Genomic DNA, 20,464 nt, shown 5'->3' with positions numbered 1-20,464 from the left:
CCCCTGTGATTTATTTCTATTTTAGCTGATTTAGATTTAATTCGATACAAAAAACGCCCTACAACTTGTAGGACGTTTTTTTATTATTCATGTGTCATATCAGCGAAAATTTCATTAGCAATCAAACGGTTCACAATCGTGTCCGCAATAGCACTCAATAAGTTTTCGATATCAGTCCCATCATGCTGGACTTGTTCGCCATCAGCAATATGGTGCAATCTTTGCACTAGCATTTCGATAAATTCATCGTAGGCTTGCTTGGGAAATTGTTGTTTGGTAACTTCATCAATTCCTTGTCGAATATCCTTAATTGAGAAAACTGGTTTTAATAAACTGATAATAATAATATCTGCCACATGGACAGTTTGATATTTTTTCTTTACTGGCGCAAATGTCGCCTTATTTTTTACGTAATTATTTACCATTGACTTAGTGACTGTATCCATCCCTAATGGTCCGATAGCTTCATTTACGACAGCCACTAGTTGATCCATGTATAAATCAAACTTAGGAAGTTCTTCCCACTTAGGGAGGGTTACTTCTTTCATTTGATTTTGCCATTTAGTGTACTTGCTGTTCATTCGATCACCCCGTTAACGTAATTATATCACATCAACTAGTATAAAAAACTAGCTTAAATAGCATCGCTAAATTTTTCTGGGTTCATTTTAACTAACACACGGTGAACAATTGAAGAAATCAAGATAAAGACTGGAACAGCAGTTACCACCACAATTGATGCTGGAATAATAATTGGCATCGTAAAGACGTCAACTAATGAAAACGCCTTAGGGAAGAATAAGAATATCGCCGCAAAGATAACAATCGATGGTGCGATAATTGAAATCTTAACATTATTTAATGGACGAGATGCTTTAAACAAAGCAATCCAGTAAACGCATCCGGTTACCAACACACTAATTGTAGCTCGTTGAATATAATTAAAGTCGAACGCTTTTCCAATGTAAATAATCAAGACCACATATCCCACGATAGTAATCGCAGCTGGTAATGCGACTTTATAAATCTTGGAACTAAACTGGTTAGTTACTCGTTGATAGTTAGGCGCTAACGCTAATAGGAATGATGGTAATCCCACCATAAAGGTATTGATTGGTGTCAATTGAATAGGTTGGAACGGATAACTATGAATACTAAACATAAATAGAATCGAAAGTGATAATGAGAACATTGTCTTAATTAAATACAATGAAGCGACACTTCCGATGTTATTGATAACTCGACGCCCTTCTGCTAAAACATCAATCATCGCAGCAAAGTTAGAATTAATCATTACAAAATCCGCAATTCCCTTTGTGCTTTCACTACCGGATGCCATCGCAATTCCACAGTTCGCTTGTTTCATTGCTAACATATCGTTAACCCCGTCACCTGTCATGGCAACGGTATTACCATTTAATTGGTAAGCACGAATCAAACGTTTCTTTTGTTGTGGCGTTACTCGACCAAAGACCACGTATCGTTGCACCAATTCTTGATAGTCAGCATCAAATTCAACAGTTGTCATGTCAACAAAGCGGTCACTGTGATCTAAGCCCACTCGTTGCGCAATCGCACTAACCGTTTTAGGATCATCCCCTGAAATTACACGTAAAGCAACACCTTGTTGCTTAAAGTAATCAAGGGTAGTTGCTGCATCCGGGCGAATTTCATCACTGATTAAAATTAAACCTAATAATTCAACATCATCCAATGGTTCTTTCAACGAACGATGACTTTGGACTAACGCTAAGACACGGTAACCTTGGTTCGCATATTCATCGATTGTCTTTTGGGTTGATTCATCCATTTCAGGAACAATAAATTGAGGTGCTCCCATAACAAAATTACCATCGTCAGTTTCGACTCCACTCCACTTTGTTTCTGATGAGAATGGGAATTTACTACTTAAGGTTAATTCAGGGTCATCAATCGCCTTTTTAATCGAAGTCGAAGTTTCGTTATCGTCTTCAAACGCGTATACGATGCGACCCAGAGTTTGTTTTAATGCGGCTTCTGAATGATTTTGAAGTGGTAAGATTTTTTCAAATTGAAGCTTACCAGTAGTAATAGTTCCGGTCTTATCCAAACAAATCGTATCAACACGGGCTAGAGTTTCAATCGCTGGTAGAGCTCTGACTAAGACCTTATGACGAGCTAGTTTAGCAGCCGACACAGCTAGAGTGACTGATGATAATAGAACCAATCCTTCTGGAATCATTCCAATCATCGCCGCAACCGTTCCTAGCAAAGCTTTATTGATGTCGTCACCACGAGCTAATTTGGTAACTAGTAGTAATGCCCCCAATGGAACGATCACAAAGGTAAGCCATTTAATAATCTTGTTAATTGTTTTTAACATCTTACTGTCAGAATCTTTATAAGTGCGTGTCACTTCAGATTCCATTCGGTTAACAAACGTTTCATCACCGACTTCAGTCGCCACGATGCGGGCACTTCCGCTAATAACAAAGCTACCGGATGTAATTGAATCACCGTGTTGTTTTTCAATCGAATTAGTTTCACCCGTAATTTGAGATTCATCAACTTGAAGTGATTCGGATGTTAAAACTTTTCCATCGATGGGAATTTGATCACCGTGACCGATTAATAAGACATCGCCTAGGACAATTTGGTCTGGTTTTATCTCTTTAGTATGACCGTCTCTAACCACGCGAATTAAACCTTCAGATAAAATTGCCATCTTATCTAGTTGTAGTTTCGAACGGATTTCTTGAATACTACCAATGACGGTGTTGGAAATCGCAATCACTAAAAACAAAAGGTTCTTGTAATCGCCAGTATAAAAGACCATCGCTGCTAAGACGATGTTAATTAAATTGAATAAAGTGAACGTATTTGTTTTCAAAATTTGCGGAATCGTTTTAGTAAAACCAGTACGCTTAATATTATGCAAACCTTGGTTATACAAACGTTTTGCTTGTTCTTCGGTTAAGCCCTTTTGGCTATCGATCTTAGATTGCAATATTAACACCCCTTTTAGATGTAAAAAATTTGATTTATCGACTTTTAATGAACTATCATAAGGATGGTTAAACTAAAAAGGAGGCCTTTTATATGCCTAACTCAATTTCAGATACCATCAAACTAAATGACGGTCACCAAATACCTATTTTAGGATTTGGAACCTACAAATTAGCTGATCAAGATAGTATGGACGCTGCCATTGATGCAGCGTTTAAGGCTGGTTATCGATTATTTGATACTGCCCAATTCTATAATAATGAACATCTACTAGGAAATTCAATTAAAAAGCTACAAATTAACAGAAATGAAATATTTATCACCACTAAAATCCCAGAACCAAAACAAGGTTATCAATCCACTTTAGATGCGATTGATGAATCATTAGCTAATCTCCAAACTGATTACATTGATTTATTGTTGGTGCACTGGCCTGTCCGTAGCCACTTCTTTGAAACTTGGCGTGCCTTTGAAGATGCCAAAAAAGCAGGAAAAGTGAAGTCAATTGGGGTAAGTAATTATCACCAAACTCATTTGGATTTATTAAAGACCCAAGCAACTGAAATGCCAGCCGTTAACCAAATCGAAGTTCATCCATACCTAAGTCAAAAATCAATGTTGGCTGCCAATAACGAAGAACAAATCGTGACCCAAGCATGGAGTCCTATGGGCCGTGGAGCCACTTTGCACGATGAAACAATTCAAGCGATCGCTAAAGCACATGGTAAGTCAGTCGCTCAAGTCATATTAAAATGGCATCTACAAAACGGTGTCGCGATTATTCCAAAGTCCAGCACTCCTGAACGAATCTTGGAAAATGGCGACTTATTCGACTTCGAATTATCAGATCACGAAATGCAATCAATTGATGACTTAAATCAAGATATGCGTACTGGTGACGACCCCGAAGTAGTTTATGAAATTGAACACCAATATCCTCGTCATAAATAATTTAATTAAAAAGTAATTATATTAGGTGTATAATTACTTTTTAATAATACATATATAAGGGGTTTTAGTTATGGGTTTAATCATTTTTGCAATTGTTTTAATGTTTGTCCTTGTCGGAATTGGCTTTGCAATTGTCTTCACCTGCCTTTTCGTCGCTTGGCTATTTAGTTTATATTTTGATCGCGACGAAAGAAAACGCGCAAGTCGTGAAATGGATTTACAAACGCAACAAACAGAACAAATGGTTAATCGTCTAAAAGCTCAAAACCAACAAATGAGAGAACAAATTTCCCGTCGTGAACAGGAAAATCACAACAATAATTAATGAATCTATAATTTTTTGTTTGCAATTTTTTTATTTAGCGTTAAAGTGTAAATAACTTAATAATTTATCTAAGGAAGAGGCGCAGATGTTAAGAGTAGCTTAGGAGAGCCATTTAGGTGGTGTTGATACTAAGTTAAAGGGACATTTGCCGAAACAATTAGTTTCCTAAAAAACTAACTTGTTGGGTCCTAGTTGAATAAGCTAGGGACTGTCGTGAATAGAGATATTCACGGGGTGCTTTTAAGATTATACGTAAAGAAATTTAACACGATAATAATTTTAAAAGGACTATTCTGCTGAATAGTCCTTTCTTATTGAGTAGGCCCCCTTTTGATAACAAAAATCAATTGGTGGCCTTTTTCTTTACCTTAGCACTCTTCTTTTGAGAGGAGAATGATTTTTATGGATAAGGTTTCAGTCAACAAGAAGATTTCAACGATGGGATTGGTTTTAATTATCTTTTCAACCATTTTTGGAATTTCAAATTCGCAAACAGCATTTTATCAAATGGGATACTCAAGTATTCTCTGGTATGTATTAGGAGCAGTGCTATTCTTCATTCCTACTAGTATGATGTTCGCTGAATTTGGTTCATCATACAAGGATGCTCACGGTGGAATTTATTCCTGGCTTGAAAATTGTATCGGTAAAAAGTGGGCATTCATCGGTAGTTTTACTTGGTTAGCCGGATGGATCATCACTTTAGTTTTCATGTTAACTACAATGTGGATTCCACTAGCCGTTACTATTTCAGGACATGATACTACTGGTAGCTGGCACATCGGTTCACTGGATTCAACCGCAACTGTTGGGATTTTAGGTATTATCGTGATTGTAATCGTAACTTGGTTAGCAAACCACGGTATGAAGTCAATCGCGAGCCTATCTTACTTCAGTGGACTTATCGGAATTTTCGATATGGCAATTTTCATTTTACTATCAATTTTTGTTTTAGCAGCTAACCATGGTCACTTTGCTGAACCAGTTACTGCCCATGCATTAATTCACTCACCAAACCCTGCATTCCAATCACCAATCGCTGTTTTTTCATTCCTAGTTTATGCCATTTTCGCATACGCTGGTATGGAAACATTAGGTAGTATTACCGACAACACTAAGAACCCTAAGAAGACTTTCCCACGTGCCGTGGTTATCGCAACTGTTATCATGACTGTTGGATACTTAGTTGGTATTTTACTATGTGGAATTAGTACTAATTGGCTACATACTTTAAGCGGTTCAAACGTTAACTTAGGTAACGTCCGTTTTGCATTATTAACTAACTTAGGTTACGTATTCGGTCACAACTTCTTACACTTAAGCGTTGCGCAATCACTAATAGTTGGTCAATGGGTAACTCGTATCACTAGTTTAACTGGATTCCTAAGTTACGCTGGGGAATTTATTTTCCTAACATATGCACCAATCAAGTCATTTATCGAAGGTTCACCAAAGGAACTATGGCCAAATCGTTTAACTAAGATTAACCGCTTCAACGTCCCTGCCAATGCTCTTTGGGCACAATGTTTCGTCATTGTCTTAATCATTGCTGGTATTTCATTCGGTGGATCAAGCGCCCAAACTTTCTACACCATCTTAACCGACATGAACAACATGACCACGGCCGTGCCTTACCTATTCTTGGTAGTCGCATTCCCAGTCTTTAAGAAGCACATCACCCAAACTAGTGATAATTTCGTCTTCTACAAGAACAAGTGGACTACTTGGATTACTTCAATCGTAACAATTTTAGCACTAAGTTTTTCAATTATTTTTACCACTCTACAACCCATATTGCAAAATGACTTCCAAACTGCATTCTGGACACTATTCGGACCCGTCTTCTTCATCATCATTGCATGGAGTTTTTACCACCGTTTCCAAAACAGAATTCCAGATTAATGCAAAAAATAGTTTGACAGTCTAAAAAGTTTAAGCTATTCTAATTGCAACTTGAAAGTAGTAATTCAAATCAACTAGTTAAGCGAGTATCTGATTCAGTGCAACGAGATACCTAGTTCTTGAACGAAGGCAGTCAAGCTATATCAATTAAATCGAAATCTTAATGCGCATTAAGAACCAGAGGTATCAAGTGTGAGCTTGATATAAAATAAGGTGGAACAGTGTTAAAACGCCCTTGTACGAAAGTACAGGGGCGTTTTTTATTACTAAAGGAGTATCTAATTTATGTATGATTTTTCAAAAGAAGATCCAGAGATTTTTAACGCCATTCAACAAGAACATGAACGCCAAGACAATGTGATTGAATTAATCGCTTCAGAAAACATCGCATCACAAGCGGTTTGTGCTGCACAAGGATCTGTGTTAACCAATAAATATGCGGTGGGTTATCCAGACAAGCGTGTCTATACCGGAAACGAAGCAATTGATGAAATTGATAAGATTGCAAAACGTCGTGCCGAAAAACTATTCAATGCTGAATACGCCAACGTACATCCCCACTCAGGAAGCCAAGCTAACCAAGCAGTTTACGCTGCTTTTCTAGAACCCGGCGACAAGATTTTAGCAATGAGTGAACACGCTGGTGGTCACTTTACCCACGGTCAAAAACATAACTTTTCCGGTCAACTATACGAATCACATTTTTACGGTGTGGATCCAGAAACTGAATTACTGGACTTCGCTAAAATTCGTGAAATCGCCTTAGAAGTCCAACCTAAGTTAATCATCGCCGGTGCTTCCGCATACAGCCATGTGATTGATTGGACTGAATTTAGAAAAATCGCTGATGAAGTTGGTGCCATCCTAATGGTCGACATGGCCCACATCGCTGGTCTAGTCGCTGCGGGAGTCCATCCTAACCCTGTTGAAGTTGCTGATGTGGTAACTTCAACCACTCACAAAACTTTACGTGGCCCTCGTGGTGGACTAATTCTAGCTAAAGCCAAATACGCGGAAAAACTAGATTACGCCGTTTTCCCGATCTCACAAAGTGGTGCCTTAGAACACGTTATTGCGGCTAAAGCGGTAGCACTAGGCGAAGCACTTCAACCATCATTCCATCAATACGCAATTGACGTGATTAAGAACGCCCAAGCCATGGCTGCCATCTTCAACCAAGATGACAAGATCCGTGTTGTTTCTGGAGATACCGAAAATCATGAAATGACTTTAGATTTAAACCAAACCGGTCTAACTGGTCATCAAGCAGCAGAATTACTTTACAGCGTTGGGATTGCAACTAACAAAGAATTATTACCACTAGAAGACGGTGATATTATGGAAGGAATCCGTATCGGAACCCCTACGATTACCAGTCGTAACTTCGATGAAAATGACGCTGAAGAAGTCGCTGAAATCATTGTCAAAGTATTAAATAACCCTAGTGATGACCCCCTATTAAATGACGCCCGCGAACAAGTTAAAGCACTAGTTGCTAGTCACCCTATTAATAGATAAAAATAAAAAAGCACTGATGTGCTTTTTTATTTTGGATTATTTAAGATACTGTTGATTACGTAGTACACCACAATTGAAATCACCAATGCTTTATTCGTAATCACGTTTTGGTAAATACTGTGTAGCCAACTCTTCAAGTAATCTTCATGATTATTAACATTATCATTAATGATCTGGTTATTACTAATAATATAGTAGAAATTGACCACAAAAAACGTAATAATCAAAATCAAATATAATAACGCCAATAAGAAATTAGCTGACATCAGGCTAAAAATAAGAGCGAACAAATTAAAACCAAAAACTGACAAGTAAATTGTGTACACTATGACGCTTAATGCTTTACTTTTAAAAAGTGACGCAACAGTGTAATAAATTATTAAAAACGCAATCGGTACCAGTTTATAGTAAAAATTAATTGGTCTTATTGATATCGCAAGGTTAAATTGATTATCAGTAAGCGCCCATGTAATCAAAGCAAAAATAATAATGGCAGCTGCACTATAAATCAAAATGTTTTTCTCGAATTTTTTTGTTTCCATTGTTGATGACTCCTTTTACACATTGGATGAATACTTAATAGATAATACCACCAAATACCCAATACTGATAGCAGACATTAACATTAATGCAAACCAACCCGATAGCGTTGATAATCCAGCTGCTAACACCCCGGCAATCGCCGAACCAATTGGTAGACCAAAAGTCACAATCGTGTAGAAAGCGCCCATTCCTCCACCAACTTTATCTTCAGGTAATACCATTATACCAGTTAGGATTCAAACTTATTTTATGTAAAATAAAAAAAGACCATCTTGAGAGAGAGCGGTCTTTTTTGAGAGAGATAAGAGATAATTTTAGAGAGATGAGAGGTCTCCCTAATATCAATAAATATGAGTTAACTGATCGCCTTATGCGAACAACTGTTCTTATTATATATGACGATTCAGAAAAACACAAGTGATAATATAAAATATTTAGTATAAATAAGCAAGTGTTTATAACCAAATAATGTAAAATTTAATAAGAAATTAATTATTTGTTCGCTAAATGCCATCATATCAACATCTTAAAATAATGGTAATTTATTGATATCTTCAATTATTCGGTTAATTTTTTCATTAATATCCAATTCATCAATTTGTTTTTCTAATTCATCAATTTGATCATATGGTTGAAATTGTTCTACTAAACGTTCTCTTCCATACGAATCATCCCTTTGTTGGTCCAATTGAATCGTTTGGTCTAACGTTAGATTTAAATAATAAACTAAAGTTTGTTTGCCAAACATTTTAATAACGTTTTTAATTGATTCTGCATAAATATCTTTAGGTAGTTGGCCTTCAATGATGACGTATTCAAAACGCTTTTGACCATATTCTGCTAACTTAATCATGGTTTTAGTGTCATCATCTGCAGATGGTTGAATTAATAATGTTTTATTGATGCCAAGTTGTTCTTGGAGTTTAGCAGCTAATGTTGTTTTACCACTGGATTGGTTACCACGAATGATAATTAGTACTGGTTTCATATTCGACCTCTTCGTTAAATTTATAAAAAAAGGAGGACATTCGTCCTCCAAGCCTATAATCTATAAGTGTAATAAAGAATAGAAAAGTCTTTCAAAGAGATTATAAACAAACAGGTCTTTTAACCTGCCAGTTGATTATACGATATAACATTAAACTTGGCAATTTCAAAAATAAAAATCTACACGTTTTCAACGTGTAGATTTTTATTAATTTGGCGATAAATCGCCAAATCATCAATGGTAACCCATTGATTAAGTTATTTCTCCTAAGTAAAAGTAATATTAACTGACGAATAAAATTTACTCCTAAATCCGCTTACGGTACAGTTAAGGTATTTATGTCTACTAGACGTGAAGAACCCGAAGCTATGTACATGGTAAAACAACTACAAGCTAACGGATTACCTAGTGAAAACGCAAGCACCACTGAACAAGCGCACTCAACTAAGACCGCTAACCAATTACTAAACATGAATAATGGTTCAATTTCAGATAGTTCTGATACTAGTTCTTCATCAAATGGACAAACTGATACAAACGATACAAACACGGTTGAAACTAACCGAAACGGAGATAACGGATACGAAAGTCAAGCCGATAACTCTGTGGGAAGCGACAACGTAGACGATCACATGGATACTAGCGAAACAAGTACCGATCTAAGTTGGTTGGACAAGTTAGCTAATGGTGCCAATGATCCTACAAACCGTGAATTTAAGTGGACTGCCTTTGAAACCGCTGAAACAGCGGACGGTACAGTCATTACTGAACACAAGGATATGAGTTCTGAAGACCAAACCGTTACTATCAAGACTCCAACTCCTAGCGAAAAGAAAGCTAAAAAGGATACTGACAAGATCGTAATTAACAATAATAACGGTCAAGGTCAAACTAACGGAAACTCAAAATCAAAATCTTCTGGTGGTAACAGCAACAACACTAATACCAACAAGACAGGTGGTTCTGGTTCATCAACACCACAACTAGCTCAAACAGGTTCCGGTAGTAAATACTCAAGTAACCCAATCTTAGACTTCTTCGCAAAACTATTTAAATAAGATACAAAAAAAGGACGCTCAATTGTGAGCGTCCTTTTTTTATTTGTCATTGTTATTCGTCGTATTCATCATCATTAGTGTTGGAATTGGAGTGAGTCCAAACTACATATGGTGACTCAATATTAGGGTTCCAATACCATGTTAGGTATAATCGAGCGTCAATTCCTAATGGAGTTTTACCGGGATTAGTTAGGTTGATTTTGCCGTCAAAAGTAATGTGGTCGATAATTACATTAGTTCTGCTAGGGTCTTTCAAGTTATCCATAAGAGTACCGTGTAAAAGTCCATTAAATAGTTCTTTAGCCATTGCCTTATCGGATTGAACAACGTTCCCAGATGTTACAACGTATTCTCCACCGTAATCTTGTCCGTCATCTCCCTTATCAACAATAGCATTGTAATTAGACATATCGCTAGGAGTTCCATATGTCTTGTTGTATTGTGCTAAATATGGGTCTAACAATTTCTTAAATTCAGCTCTTACATTAGCTTCGTTAGGAATGTAGTATTTGTCCTTTGTAGTAGACTTGGCTTTCGTAGTTGTTTTCTTAACAGATTTCTTAGCTACAGTCTTTTTAACAGTGGTTTTCTTTACTACTGGTTTTTTGGCGATTGATTTTTTAACTGAACCATTTGAAGTAGAAGGTATCTTGATCGTAATTGAACCAGAAATCTTCTTACTTGCCTTTGCTTTAGCAGGGGCTTTCTTCACTTGGCTAGCTTTTACCCAACCGTGTACTTTGCCACTCTTTACATATTTCCAGACACCTCTGTGCTTGCCTTTAGTAAAGTGAATGTAGCTTTCGTAGATGTATACTTTCTTGTTGTTGATACGCACTCTGTGCTTCATAGATAATGAAGTGTATAGGTATTTACTCTTAACATGCACTCTCGTGTGCGCTACGCCCACTTCAGAATTGTACTTTGGTGCAGCTTCAGCGTGAGCATTGTATTGTGCATTCGCAAAAGTCAATCCACCCGCAACTAATGCAGTTGTTAGGGCAGTATTAAATAAAGTCTTTGTTTTCATATAAATATCTCCTTTATTGGCAATTTGCCATAATTTAGTTTCAATTTATCAAAACTAAATATGTTTAATTAAGACCGATAAGAAAAACAATTTAGCTAAAAAGCTTGTTTTATTCTTTACTTTTTTATTTTTTCTCAAAATGAACACCACTTTTAAAATTTGATAATTTATAATGTAAAAGCATCACTTCTATATGAAAGCGGTGCTTTTTTATTTTTTATTTCGCAACCCAAGGTCTAGCAACGTATCCAGTGTGGACTGAACGTGCGTAGATGCTTGAGATTTGCACACGTGGTGGCCAACTTTCAATCATCTTGTCATGACCTAAGTATAATGCCACGTGCCAAATAGTCTTAGTACCTGGTTGGTAGTAGAAAATTAAATCTCCACGTTTTCTTTGGCTAAATGGAACAAACTTAAATTTCTTAGAAGCCCATAGGCGACGTGAGTTCCATTCGTTGCCAGGATGTGCATGTTGAATTGCACTAACTGGTGCAGGATTAATTCCACCGGCATATAGAGCTTGAACCACTAAACCAGAACAATCGTTACCATACTTAGGACTTGAAGATGCACCATAAATGTATGGGTTACCTAAGTATTTGTATGCTTCCTTAATGGCTGCTTCAATGTGCGCTTTGTTACCTTGAGTGATCTTAGCACCTAATGGAGCAACATACTTATCGATGTCATAGAAATCACTCTTCTTGAAACCTAGTTTAACCCAGGTTTTAACGTCTACGTTACCAGTCACTTTTAGATTGTGCTTACGTTGGAAGTTTTCCACCGCTAGTTTAGTAGCATAGTTGTATTCATAGTGACCAGTACCAATTGGTCCCATGTTAATACCTAAACGACGCATAATCTTTAAAGTCTTGATTCCTTCGTAACCGACTTTAACTGTATAACCGACCTTACCAACCGGTTCAATTTGTTTATCAGAAATTTGATAATATTGTTTGGGATTTTGGTAAACATGTGCAGATGCATCAACATTATGTAGTAGTGAAACCGTTCCAAATGATGCAACTACCAAAACCGCCAACCAAATTTTATTTAGTCTTAGCATAGTAAGTCCCCCCTAGTAGTTATCACAATATTATATTACTCCTATAATGTGTCTAATTTCTCTTAAGATTCCTTAATATCCATTAAGAATTCTTAACAAATTTGATGCAATTATTAGACTATAATTAATATTATCAATTACTCTGGGGGAAACATTAATGAAAAAATCAGTTTACAAAATGATTTTGTTTTTCATTAGCATGGCGTTTTTAATTGCGATGACTAATGTAAAAGCAGCCAAAGCAGATGCATCTAACCCATCTGCAACACCAACAATACCAAATAGTTTTACCAACAATACATATATACCGGGGGATAATAGTAGTTCTTCAAACCAAACTAATTCACAAACTACCGGCGATAATAATTCTAATAACTCTACTAACACGCAGCCAAACGTTGATAACAATAACTACTATCAAGTAACTTCAACACAAAGCGTTAGTTATTCTACTAAGATTAAAAAAACAGTCAACAGATATAAAAATGGTCCATACAACACTTCCGCTGATAACGTGAAAAGTTTTGCGAACACTAAACCTTATCTAAATAAGTGGGTATCTGTTCATGCATTTGCCACTACTAAGGCAGGAACATACGCACACGTTTTTTATAAAACTAAGGACTTAGGCTGGATTAAGACATCCGCCCTAGATTCATCCGCATATAAGATTAATCATGTCCCACTAATCGGTCAATTACCACAACTACCTACTGGTTGTGAAATTACTGCCGTAACAATGATGATTAATTATCAAAACAAGAGCAACTTAAAGAAAACCGATTTGGCGAAAGAAATGCCAAAAAGCAAAAATCCAAATAATGGATTTGTCGGCGATCCGTTTAAAAAATCAGGTTGGTACATCTTCCCACCTGCATTGATGAAATTAGTTAAGAAACACCTAGGTTCTAGCAAGTTATTTACTGGTAAATCCACTCAATTCCTAAAGAAATACCTTCAAAAAACTGGTCACCCGATTGTGGTATACGTAGGAGACATCGATAACTTCCCTAACCATGCCGTTACCATGACTGGTTTTGATAATAATCACATTTACTTTAACGATCCTTGGAATAAAAAGAGAACATCATTAACAAATGCCAAATTTGAATATCATCGTAAATTCGTTCAAAAAAAGGCGATTGGGTATTAATAAAAAAGCAGTAAGTCTTCGGCTCACTGCTTTTATCTATTCTCATATTCAGCTAAAACACGTTTCCATTCAGCAACATGTTCTGGTGTATCAGGCTTAGGCATTAACATGTAGTTAAACTTAATGTCATCAATGTCCTTAGCTCCTTTAGTGGCTTCAACAACTGGACGTAACTTCCATCCCAGCATTGGATTAATAATCTTAGATGTATCCATCTGATCATCTCCTCATGTATTTGCCACCATTATATACGTATCTGTTATGAATGAGAACTAAACTGTTTATTTTTTGTTCAAAATTGGTAGTAAACGAGTTGCTACTAAAGCGGCCACGACTGCTTTTAAAACATCCCCTGGAATGAATAAGCAATTAGCTAAGAATGACTTATCTAAACCAATGTGACTTTGGAATGAAATGAAGACAATAGCAATTGCATAGGCAATCACAACACTTGCAATCAAAGTGGTGATGAATAAATTAGTGAAACGGTTTGGATAAAAGAAACGACTCAATAATTTTCTAAAGAACGCCATCAAGCTTGGCATTAATAGCCATGATAATAGGTAACCACCGGTAGGTCCGGCAAAGATTACTAGTCCACCACGGAAACCAGTTAAGACAGGTAATCCGACAGCAACTAAAATCATTAATAGTAATACTGAAATGGTTCCCTTTTTAGCACCTAATAATAAACCAGCTAGCATAATCCCAAAGTTTTGTAGCACAATTGGTACTGGAATAATTCCGATTGGAATTGCTGGAATAAATGCTAACGCAATAATTAAAGCTGTCATTAAGGCAACTTCTGTAATGTCTCTACTTTTCATATGTATCCCCTTTATTGTTAACTAATTATTTTTATGAGGTTAACAATTTGATATAATACATATTGTTAACTAAAATGTCAAATAGAGTAACTAATCTAGGAGGAAAATATGATATACGGAATTCAAGTTGATAACAGCGGTCGTTGTGTCCATTACCGTAAACATAACGATGTTGCAGCAATGCAATGTGATCAATGCCATCAATACTATGCTTGTTATCAATGTCATAATCTAATTACCGATCATCGATTTATGCCCATCAGCGTGCATAAGACGCTTCCTGTAATGTGTGGAAAATGTGAACATCAATTAACTTATCAAGAATATCGTCAATCGACATGTCCTTATTGTTTTGCTCAATTTAACCCTCGTTGCATGTTGCACCGAGATTTGTATTTTAAAGACTAAAAAAGCCACTATGTAGTGGCTTTTTTAGTTAATTTATTGATGTATACTATAGTTATATTATGAAGTAGCGGGAGGCATCATATTTTGATTAAATCTTTAAAAATCGTCATCTTTTTTGACATCATCTATGCTTTAGCCATCACAGCGCTTTTTGTATTTATCTTAAAACCATATTTTTCAGCCATCAACATGAACAACATGCTAATCGGTGGCGTAAATATCTTCTTTGCGATTATATTGGTAATTTCTATCATAATATTATATAGATGGTTTGTAGATCCCAAAAATGAGGTTATCGGCTGGATTGTTTTAATAATATTGATGTTCTTATTTGAAGGCTTATTATTAATCATATAAAAAAGAGAATTCAGTATTCTGAATTCTCTTTTTTATTGATATACCTTTTTCGCAATATCAAACGCTGACCATGCTTTAGGCCAGCCGACGTAAAAGGATAAATGAGTAATTATTTCAGCGATTTTTTCTTTGGTAATCCCATTTTATTTACCAATCTTTAAATGCGCTTCTAATTGGGTGAAGTTACCAGACGCAATTAAACTACTAATCGTAATCATACTACGACTCTTGGGTGAAAGTTCTTTTTCACGACTCCAAACTTCACCGAATAAAACATCGTCATTGATTTCTGCGAACTTAGGCGCAAATGAACCTAAGTTATCTCTTCCCGCGGTTTGTTTTTTCATCTTAATCACGCTTTGCTGAAGCATTGGCTTGACTGTATTGATCATCATCAACCGCTTCTAACCATTCTGGAGTCCCTGCTGTAATCGCCACGTGTGAGAACCAACTATCTTGTGTGGCACCGTGCCAATGTTTGACACCATCGTGCGTAACAACTACATCACCTGGATGTAATTCTCGTGCTGGTTGACCTTCTTCTTGGTACAAACCAACGCCACCAGTTACCAATAGTAATTGATAGCCATCATGGTGGATGTGCCAATTATTACGACATCCCGGTTCAAAAGTCACGTTGTCAACACCAACATTGACTTCTTTTTCAGGACTAATTAAGCCGTTTAAATAACTTTGACCAGTGAAAAATTGGGCGTAAGCATCATTCTTATCGCCACGTTCAAAAATAATTCCGTTCTTTACTTCTTCATTCATTTTATTGCCTCCTACTCGAATCGTTTTAAATATTCTTGGAAGCTTTCGTCAACTTGATGGTCTAGTTTGCCATCATACCAATTGATTTTATGCGACAAAATTTGTAAGTGCGCTTTTCGTTCTTCAATTTCGGATAAACTACGTTTCTTAACTTGCTGTAGTAAGTCTTTACGATCTTCAATCGTTGAATCACCAATTGTACGTAGTGCAACATAATCTTGAATTTCACTCATCAGCATCCCTGTCCCTTTCAAATGCAAAATGAATCCAATCCATTTCACATCTTGGTCATCATAATAACGACGATCATTTTCATCTCTTTTAGCGACAATCAAATTTTGTTTTTCATAATATCTAAGGGTATAAGTGGTTAAACCAACCTTTTCGGCAAATTCGCCAATGCTATATTGCTTAATAATAAGTCCTTTCTACTAACTTCTTTTCTACCATACTAGTTATAGTTAACTCTAAGTCAAGCAATAAAAAAGAATCATCTCAAAAGATGATTCTTTAAAAATTAACCTTCACCACTTCACCATTATTAATGGTTACTTCTTTTCCATCAACATCTAGTAATAAGTGCCCTTGTTTATCAATTCCGGTGACAATGCCTTCAACCGTATCATTAATTACATCGACGCTAACCTTCTTACCATTCAAGAATGATATCTTTTGATACTCTTCAATGAAGTTAGCTTCCAAATAATGCGGAAATTCTGCTTCAAATCCATTCACAATTAAATCGACTAATTGGTTCTTATTAATTTTTTTATCACTAATTGAACCAACCTTATCTTTCAATTCGTCTGGAATATCTTGAATGTTTAAACTAATTCCGACTCCCACAACAATCGCAGATGGTTGCATTAATTCGGCATCCATTACTAATTCAGTCAAAATTCCAACGACTTTTTTACTATTTACATAGATATCGTTAATCCACTTAACGTAAAAATCTATTTCCGGATACATTTTCTTCAGTGCTTTCGCAACCACTACCGCAGTCATGGTAGTTAACAAACCAGGATTTAAGTTCTTGGCATCATGAAACGGCACTAGCATACTCATGTATAATCCTGACTTTTCAGGCGAGTAAAAACTACGGCCGCGACGCCCATATCCTTGAGTTTGTTTTTCAGCGATAATTAAATGACGCTTGTCATCATGATTTTGATCATTCAATTGTTTCGCAAATGAATTGGTCGATGTGATTTCTTTTTTGACAATGACATCATATTCAGTATCCAAACCATCTTGGATTAATTGCTCATTCAATTCATCGTTACCAATATATTTGTATCCTGAATTAGTTTTACTTTCAATTTGATGACCTTGTTCTTTTAATTGTTTAATTAATTTCCAAATCATGGTTCTACTAATATCCAATGATTCAGCCAATTGATTGCCAGACACCCATTCATTTTGGTGCGCGATAAACAATTGTAGTAATTGATCAATTTTCATGACGAACTCCTTTGTGTTGTTAAAATAATCATATCATATTTTTTAAATATATTAGAATTAAGACTAGCCTTTTCCATTCAGGAAACGGCTTTTTTAACATCAAAAAATTTTTTCATTTTTTATTTGCATTTTTGAAATTCATCTTTTATAATAATCTCCGTTAGGTAAGTTAGTACTCACTCACCATTTAAAAAGGAGAATTTATCATGACTAATAAAATCATTTCAATTAATAATTTAAAGAAAAAATATGGTAAACAAGTTGTTTTAAATGATGTATCGTTTGAAGTTAATACCGGTCAAATCGTTGGTCTAATTGGACCATCCGGTGCGGGTAAATCAACCATCATTAAATTAACTCTTGGTATGGAAAAAGCTGATAGTGGTAATTCAGAAGTATTTAACACTCACATGCCTAACCGAAAAGTCTTAAATAAAATGGGCTACATGGCTCAATCTGACGCATTATATTCCTCACTAACAGCTAGAGAAAATCTTACTTTTTTCGCTAAGATGAGAGAAATTAACAAAGATTCAATTGCATCAGAAATTGAACGTGTCTCTGAAATCGTAGATTTAACTCAACATTTAGATAAGAAGATTGAAAACTTCTCAGGTGGAATGAAACGAAGATTATCACTTGCGATTGCATTTCTAGGTAGTCCTCAATTACTAATTCTAGACGAACCTACTGTTGGAATTGATCCAGCATTAAGAAAACAAATTTGGGTTGAATTAGGCAAATTACGCGATAATGGTTGTTCAATTCTAGTAACTACTCATGTTATGGATGAAGCTGAATTAACCGATCGTGTTGTTCTATTAATTGATGGAAATATTATTGCGGATGACACTCCCGCAATTCTAAAAACTCAATACCAAGTAGATAGTATTGAAAATGTATTTATGAAAGCTGAAGGTGATATGTAATGAAAACTTTATCAATTGCTAGCAGAATCTTAAAAGAAATTTTCAGAGACAAGAAAACATTAGCAATGATTTTTATCGTACCTATTATTGTGATGTCACTAATGTCTTACATTTTCAAGAGTTACAGTAATACCGATGTTAATATTGGTACTATCAATATTTCTCAACAAGTTGAATCTAATTTAAAGCACGTTAAAAACATTGACATCAAAAAATATAATAATGAAAAAGACGCAAATAACGCTTTAAAAGAAAATAAAATTGATTCATTCATTGTATACAAAGACAATAAATACACTATGGTGCATGCCAACATTGATGCATCCAAGACCAGTATGACTAAGGCCGCACTACAAACTGCGCTTACTCAAACTACCATCAAAAATCTATCAAGCGTTGCCGAAAAAGTTATGCCCGCTCAAATGAAGCAACCAAAAGTTCAATTCGCCAATGAATACAGATACGTTAGTAGCAACACTAACTTCTTTGACAAGATGATGCCAACACTAATGGCATTCTTTGTATTCTTCTTTGTCTTCCTAACTTCTGGAATGGCACTATTGAAAGAACGTACTACCGGTACTTTGGACCGTCTTTTAGCTACCCCGGTTAAAAGATCTGAAATCATCTTTGGTTACACATTAAGTTACGGTGCGATGGCAGTTATCCAAACTGTATTAATCGTATTATTCACTATTAACATTTTAAATATCGAAGTTGTTGGATCAATTTGGTTAATTCTATTAACGACTTTCCTACTATCAATTGTGGCAATTGCTGCCGGATTATTGCTTTCTACTTTTGTTAAGTCAGAATTCCAATTAATGCAATTCATCCCCGTCGTAGTTATTCCTCAAATCTTCTTCTCTGGACTAATTCCTTTGGACTCTCTAGATACTTGGGCTAAAGTACTATCATTTATATTCCCTATCAAATACGCTTCAGAAGCAATTAGTAATGTCATGATGCGTGGCTTTACATTCAGTGGAATTAGTATAGACTTAATGGTAATTATTTTATTCATCGTCGTTTTAACAACCATTAATATTATTGGATTAAAACGCTACAGAAAGGTTTAACCAATGGAAGAAACAACTTACACTAGTTTTAATGATTGGGTCGAAAATAGCAAAATGCCTAACGGCAAACGTCAGGTACTAAAATCAGCGATTAAATTATTCGCTGAAAACGGCTACCAATCAACTTCTACTTCATCCATTGCTAAAGAGTGTGGATTAAGTGAAGCAACCGTCTTTAAACACTTTAAAAACAAAAAAGAATTACTTGATACTTTAGTTACCCCCATTGTGAACGAACTTGCTCCATCATTGAGTGAACAATTTATAAAGGCAGTTGATCAAGAAACTTTTAAACTGGATCAAATGATTGAATACATTATTCGTGACCGTTTTAAGTTTATTGAAGATAACCATGAAATCATCGAAATCATGTTTAATCAGTTACTAATTGATAATGACTTGAGAGATAAAATTGAAGATATTATGCTTCCTAAGTTATCATTCATTATTAAAAAAGCAGAAACATTAATGCAAAACGATGACGACGTCAGAAACGATGTGTCAGGTGAAGAATTGTTTAGAATCATTAGCGGTCAACTATTAGTTTCAATGCTTCAAGAATACAAATTCCATCCTCAAAATTGGAATAGTGAAAAGCAAATTGCATCCATGATCAAGATGACCACAAACGCTATTCACAAATAAAACAAAAAAGGCTATCCCATTTGGATGGCCTTTTTCGTTGATATATCAACAATGCTAAGAAACTTATCTACCAATTTTGAACCTTTTTTCATATAATTAAAGCATTCATTAAACAAAAGGAGCGATGAATCATGCAATTTGGTGATCGTTTAAAACAACAACGTAAAATTAAAGAATTAACTCAAGACGATGTCGCAAAAAAACTGAATGTTTCTCGTCAAACTATTTCAAGCTGGGAAAATGAAAACAGTTATCCAGACATCAAGAGTCTAATTCAATTAAGTAATTTATATAATATTTCATTAGATACGATGCTAAAAGAAGATAAAGGGATGAAGGAATTCATCGAAAAAAGTGATTTACGTAAGAAGATGGTTGGATTAAACTGTTCTCTTTATTCTTCATATGCTTTAGCAATCGCATTCTATATTTTGATTATTAACCATTCCCAACACGTTA

General features: G+C 35.5%; 23 protein-coding genes, 1 pseudogene and 1 riboswitch. Of the genes and pseudogenes, 11 read left to right on the top strand and 13 right to left on the bottom strand.

Translation table 11 applies throughout. The features are described from left to right. Positions 1–83 precede the first annotated feature (83 nt). Both RZ74_RS00775 and RZ74_RS00770 read right to left on the bottom strand, forming a co-directional pair. Positions 84–581, bottom strand: a complete 498-nt coding sequence (locus RZ74_RS00775) for a DUF1836 domain-containing protein (RefSeq protein ID WP_053949557.1) — start codon at positions 579–581, stop codon at positions 84–86. 53 nt (positions 582–634) lie between these two features. Then, positions 635–2,995 carry an HAD-IC family P-type ATPase gene (locus RZ74_RS00770; protein WP_053949556.1) on the bottom strand — a complete coding sequence of 787 codons (2,361 nt, stop codon included), beginning with the start codon at positions 2,993–2,995 and terminating at the stop codon, positions 635–637. 83 nt (positions 2,996–3,078) lie between these two features. On the opposite strand from RZ74_RS00770, the gene RZ74_RS00765 reads away from it, so the two are divergent. The 4 genes from RZ74_RS00765 (at position 3,079) to RZ74_RS00750 (ending at position 7,681) form a co-directional block, all read left to right on the top strand. Beyond that, positions 3,079–3,936, top strand: coding sequence for an aldo/keto reductase (locus RZ74_RS00765; RefSeq protein WP_053949555.1), 858 nt, complete (start codon positions 3,079–3,081; stop codon positions 3,934–3,936). A gap of 70 nt (positions 3,937–4,006) precedes the next feature. Continuing rightward, positions 4,007–4,261 (top strand): hypothetical protein, encoded by a 255-nt coding sequence (locus RZ74_RS00760; RefSeq protein WP_053949554.1) that lies wholly within the window; start codon positions 4,007–4,009, stop codon positions 4,259–4,261. 66 nt (positions 4,262–4,327) lie between these two features. Then, positions 4,328–4,509: riboswitch (Lysine riboswitch) on the top strand. A gap of 154 nt (positions 4,510–4,663) precedes the next feature. Continuing rightward, on the top strand, positions 4,664–6,163 hold the full coding sequence (gene yjeM / locus RZ74_RS00755; protein ID WP_083437120.1) for a glutamate/gamma-aminobutyrate family transporter YjeM: 1,500 nt from the start codon (positions 4,664–4,666) through the stop codon (positions 6,161–6,163). A gap of 285 nt (positions 6,164–6,448) precedes the next feature. Then, the gene (locus RZ74_RS00750) at positions 6,449–7,681 is read left to right on the top strand and encodes a serine hydroxymethyltransferase (protein WP_053949553.1); all 1,233 of its coding nucleotides are present in this window, start codon (positions 6,449–6,451) and stop codon (positions 7,679–7,681) included. A 26-nt stretch (positions 7,682–7,707) separates the two neighbouring features. Here RZ74_RS00750 and RZ74_RS00745 read toward each other — a convergent pair whose 3' ends face one another. The 3 genes from RZ74_RS00745 to RZ74_RS00735 all read right to left on the bottom strand — a co-directional run bounded on the left by RZ74_RS00745 (position 7,708) and on the right by RZ74_RS00735 (position 9,212). Next, positions 7,708–8,223, bottom strand: a complete 516-nt coding sequence (locus RZ74_RS00745; RefSeq protein ID WP_053949552.1) for a hypothetical protein — start codon at positions 8,221–8,223, stop codon at positions 7,708–7,710. A 15-nt stretch (positions 8,224–8,238) separates the two neighbouring features. After that, positions 8,239–8,445, bottom strand: a complete 207-nt coding sequence (locus RZ74_RS00740) for a hypothetical protein (RefSeq protein ID WP_053949551.1) — start codon at positions 8,443–8,445, stop codon at positions 8,239–8,241. A 305-nt stretch (positions 8,446–8,750) separates the two neighbouring features. Beyond that, positions 8,751–9,212 carry a P-loop NTPase family protein gene (locus RZ74_RS00735; RefSeq protein ID WP_053949550.1) on the bottom strand — a complete coding sequence of 154 codons (462 nt, stop codon included), beginning with the start codon at positions 9,210–9,212 and terminating at the stop codon, positions 8,751–8,753. A gap of 338 nt (positions 9,213–9,550) precedes the next feature. Here RZ74_RS00735 and RZ74_RS00730 point away from each other — a divergent pair, with 338 nt between their 5' ends. After that, the gene (locus RZ74_RS00730; RefSeq protein ID WP_053949549.1) at positions 9,551–10,270 is read left to right on the top strand and encodes a hypothetical protein; all 720 of its coding nucleotides are present in this window, start codon (positions 9,551–9,553) and stop codon (positions 10,268–10,270) included. Positions 10,271–10,322: 52 nt separating this feature from the next. Here RZ74_RS00730 and RZ74_RS00725 read toward each other — a convergent pair whose 3' ends face one another. Then, positions 10,323–11,300 (bottom strand): hypothetical protein, encoded by a 978-nt coding sequence (locus RZ74_RS00725; RefSeq protein ID WP_053949548.1) that lies wholly within the window; start codon positions 11,298–11,300, stop codon positions 10,323–10,325. Between the two features lie 217 nt (positions 11,301–11,517). Then, the gene (locus RZ74_RS00720; protein WP_053949547.1) at positions 11,518–12,369 is read right to left on the bottom strand and encodes a C40 family peptidase; all 852 of its coding nucleotides are present in this window, start codon (positions 12,367–12,369) and stop codon (positions 11,518–11,520) included. 157 nt (positions 12,370–12,526) lie between these two features. Between RZ74_RS00720 and RZ74_RS06850 the strand changes: the two genes are divergently transcribed. Continuing rightward, positions 12,527–13,522: a C39 family peptidase gene (locus RZ74_RS06850; protein ID WP_083437119.1), complete on the top strand. Its 996-nt coding sequence runs from the start codon at positions 12,527–12,529 to the stop codon at positions 13,520–13,522. Positions 13,523–13,554: 32 nt separating this feature from the next. Here RZ74_RS06850 and RZ74_RS00710 read toward each other — a convergent pair whose 3' ends face one another. Next, the gene (locus tag RZ74_RS00710) at positions 13,555–13,737 is read right to left on the bottom strand and encodes a hypothetical protein (protein ID WP_053949546.1); all 183 of its coding nucleotides are present in this window, start codon (positions 13,735–13,737) and stop codon (positions 13,555–13,557) included. A gap of 66 nt (positions 13,738–13,803) precedes the next feature. Next, entirely contained in the window at positions 13,804–14,349 is a 546-nt protein-coding gene (locus tag RZ74_RS00705; RefSeq protein WP_053949545.1) for a biotin transporter BioY, read from the bottom strand. Positions 14,350–14,841: 492 nt separating this feature from the next. Between RZ74_RS00705 and RZ74_RS00695 the strand changes: the two genes are divergently transcribed. Continuing rightward, complete coding sequence (locus RZ74_RS00695) at positions 14,842–15,114, top strand: hypothetical protein (protein ID WP_053949543.1); 273 nt, start codon at positions 14,842–14,844, stop codon at positions 15,112–15,114. 32 nt (positions 15,115–15,146) lie between these two features. Here RZ74_RS00695 and RZ74_RS00690 read toward each other — a convergent pair. The 4 genes and pseudogenes from RZ74_RS00690 to RZ74_RS00675 all read right to left on the bottom strand — a co-directional run bounded on the left by RZ74_RS00690 (position 15,147) and on the right by RZ74_RS00675 (position 17,352). Next, positions 15,147–15,485: pseudogene (locus RZ74_RS00690) on the bottom strand (carboxymuconolactone decarboxylase family protein). Further along, on the bottom strand, positions 15,463–15,888 hold the full coding sequence (locus tag RZ74_RS00685; RefSeq protein ID WP_053949542.1) for a cupin domain-containing protein: 426 nt from the start codon (positions 15,886–15,888) through the stop codon (positions 15,463–15,465). The pseudogene RZ74_RS00690 and the gene RZ74_RS00685 overlap by 23 nt, the downstream one beginning before the upstream one ends. An 11-nt stretch (positions 15,889–15,899) precedes the next feature. Beyond that, complete coding sequence (locus RZ74_RS00680) at positions 15,900–16,307, bottom strand: MerR family transcriptional regulator (RefSeq protein WP_053949541.1); 408 nt, start codon at positions 16,305–16,307, stop codon at positions 15,900–15,902. Between the two features lie 91 nt (positions 16,308–16,398). Further along, positions 16,399–17,352: a biotin--[acetyl-CoA-carboxylase] ligase gene (locus RZ74_RS00675; RefSeq protein ID WP_053949540.1), complete on the bottom strand. Its 954-nt coding sequence runs from the start codon at positions 17,350–17,352 to the stop codon at positions 16,399–16,401. Positions 17,353–17,558: 206 nt separating this feature from the next. Here RZ74_RS00675 and RZ74_RS00670 point away from each other — a divergent pair, with 206 nt between their 5' ends. From RZ74_RS00670 to RZ74_RS00655, 4 genes are all read left to right on the top strand, one after another. After that, the gene (locus RZ74_RS00670; protein WP_053949539.1) at positions 17,559–18,281 is read left to right on the top strand and encodes an ABC transporter ATP-binding protein; all 723 of its coding nucleotides are present in this window, start codon (positions 17,559–17,561) and stop codon (positions 18,279–18,281) included. After that, the gene (locus RZ74_RS00665; RefSeq protein WP_053949538.1) at positions 18,281–19,360 is read left to right on the top strand and encodes an ABC transporter permease; all 1,080 of its coding nucleotides are present in this window, start codon (positions 18,281–18,283) and stop codon (positions 19,358–19,360) included. The genes RZ74_RS00670 and RZ74_RS00665 overlap by 1 nt, the downstream gene beginning before the upstream one ends. A gap of 3 nt (positions 19,361–19,363) precedes the next feature. Beyond that, entirely contained in the window at positions 19,364–20,005 is a 642-nt protein-coding gene (locus RZ74_RS00660) for a TetR/AcrR family transcriptional regulator (protein WP_053949537.1), read from the top strand. Between the two features lie 131 nt (positions 20,006–20,136). Further along, positions 20,137–20,464: helix-turn-helix domain-containing protein (locus RZ74_RS00655; RefSeq protein ID WP_148562066.1), on the top strand; the 328-nt coding region annotated here is incomplete at its 3' end.

Origin of the sequence: Apilactobacillus apinorum, from assembly GCF_001281175.1 — a bacterium.
Classification (GTDB): domain Bacteria; phylum Bacillota; class Bacilli; order Lactobacillales; family Lactobacillaceae; genus Apilactobacillus; species Apilactobacillus apinorum.
The sequence above is the reverse complement of the archived record's forward strand: the minus strand, read 5'-3'. Positions and strand labels throughout refer to the sequence as shown.

Bases quoted from the DNA above. Each gene is read 5' to 3' on its own strand.
- RZ74_RS00670 (WP_053949539.1), top strand. From the start codon at position 17,559: ATGACTAATAAAATCATTTCAATTAATAATTTAAAGAAAAAATATGGT.
- RZ74_RS06850 (WP_083437119.1), top strand. From the start codon at position 12,527: ATGAAAAAATCAGTTTACAAAATGATTTTGTTTTTCATTAGCATGGCG.
- RZ74_RS00760 (WP_053949554.1), top strand. From the start codon at position 4,007: ATGGGTTTAATCATTTTTGCAATTGTTTTAATGTTTGTCCTTGTCGGA.
- RZ74_RS00705 (WP_053949545.1), bottom strand. From the start codon at position 14,349: ATGAAAAGTAGAGACATTACAGAAGTTGCCTTAATGACAGCTTTAATT.
- RZ74_RS00740 (WP_053949551.1), bottom strand. From the start codon at position 8,445: ATGGTATTACCTGAAGATAAAGTTGGTGGAGGAATGGGCGCTTTCTAC.
- RZ74_RS00685 (WP_053949542.1), bottom strand. From the start codon at position 15,888: ATGAATGAAGAAGTAAAGAACGGAATTATTTTTGAACGTGGCGATAAG.
- RZ74_RS00765 (WP_053949555.1), top strand. From the start codon at position 3,079: ATGCCTAACTCAATTTCAGATACCATCAAACTAAATGACGGTCACCAA.
- RZ74_RS00730 (WP_053949549.1), top strand. From the start codon at position 9,551: ATGTCTACTAGACGTGAAGAACCCGAAGCTATGTACATGGTAAAACAA.
- RZ74_RS00735 (WP_053949550.1), bottom strand. From the start codon at position 9,212: ATGAAACCAGTACTAATTATCATTCGTGGTAACCAATCCAGTGGTAAA.
- RZ74_RS00665 (WP_053949538.1), top strand. From the start codon at position 18,281: ATGAAAACTTTATCAATTGCTAGCAGAATCTTAAAAGAAATTTTCAGA.
- RZ74_RS00750 (WP_053949553.1), top strand. From the start codon at position 6,449: ATGTATGATTTTTCAAAAGAAGATCCAGAGATTTTTAACGCCATTCAA.
- RZ74_RS00745 (WP_053949552.1), bottom strand. From the start codon at position 8,223: ATGGAAACAAAAAAATTCGAGAAAAACATTTTGATTTATAGTGCAGCT.
- RZ74_RS00775 (WP_053949557.1), bottom strand. From the start codon at position 581: ATGAACAGCAAGTACACTAAATGGCAAAATCAAATGAAAGAAGTAACC.
- RZ74_RS00675 (WP_053949540.1), bottom strand. From the start codon at position 17,352: ATGAAAATTGATCAATTACTACAATTGTTTATCGCGCACCAAAATGAA.
- RZ74_RS00660 (WP_053949537.1), top strand. From the start codon at position 19,364: ATGGAAGAAACAACTTACACTAGTTTTAATGATTGGGTCGAAAATAGC.
- RZ74_RS00725 (WP_053949548.1), bottom strand. From the start codon at position 11,300: ATGAAAACAAAGACTTTATTTAATACTGCCCTAACAACTGCATTAGTT.
- yjeM (WP_083437120.1), top strand. From the start codon at position 4,664: ATGGATAAGGTTTCAGTCAACAAGAAGATTTCAACGATGGGATTGGTT.
- RZ74_RS00720 (WP_053949547.1), bottom strand. From the start codon at position 12,369: ATGCTAAGACTAAATAAAATTTGGTTGGCGGTTTTGGTAGTTGCATCA.
- RZ74_RS00710 (WP_053949546.1), bottom strand. From the start codon at position 13,737: ATGGATACATCTAAGATTATTAATCCAATGCTGGGATGGAAGTTACGT.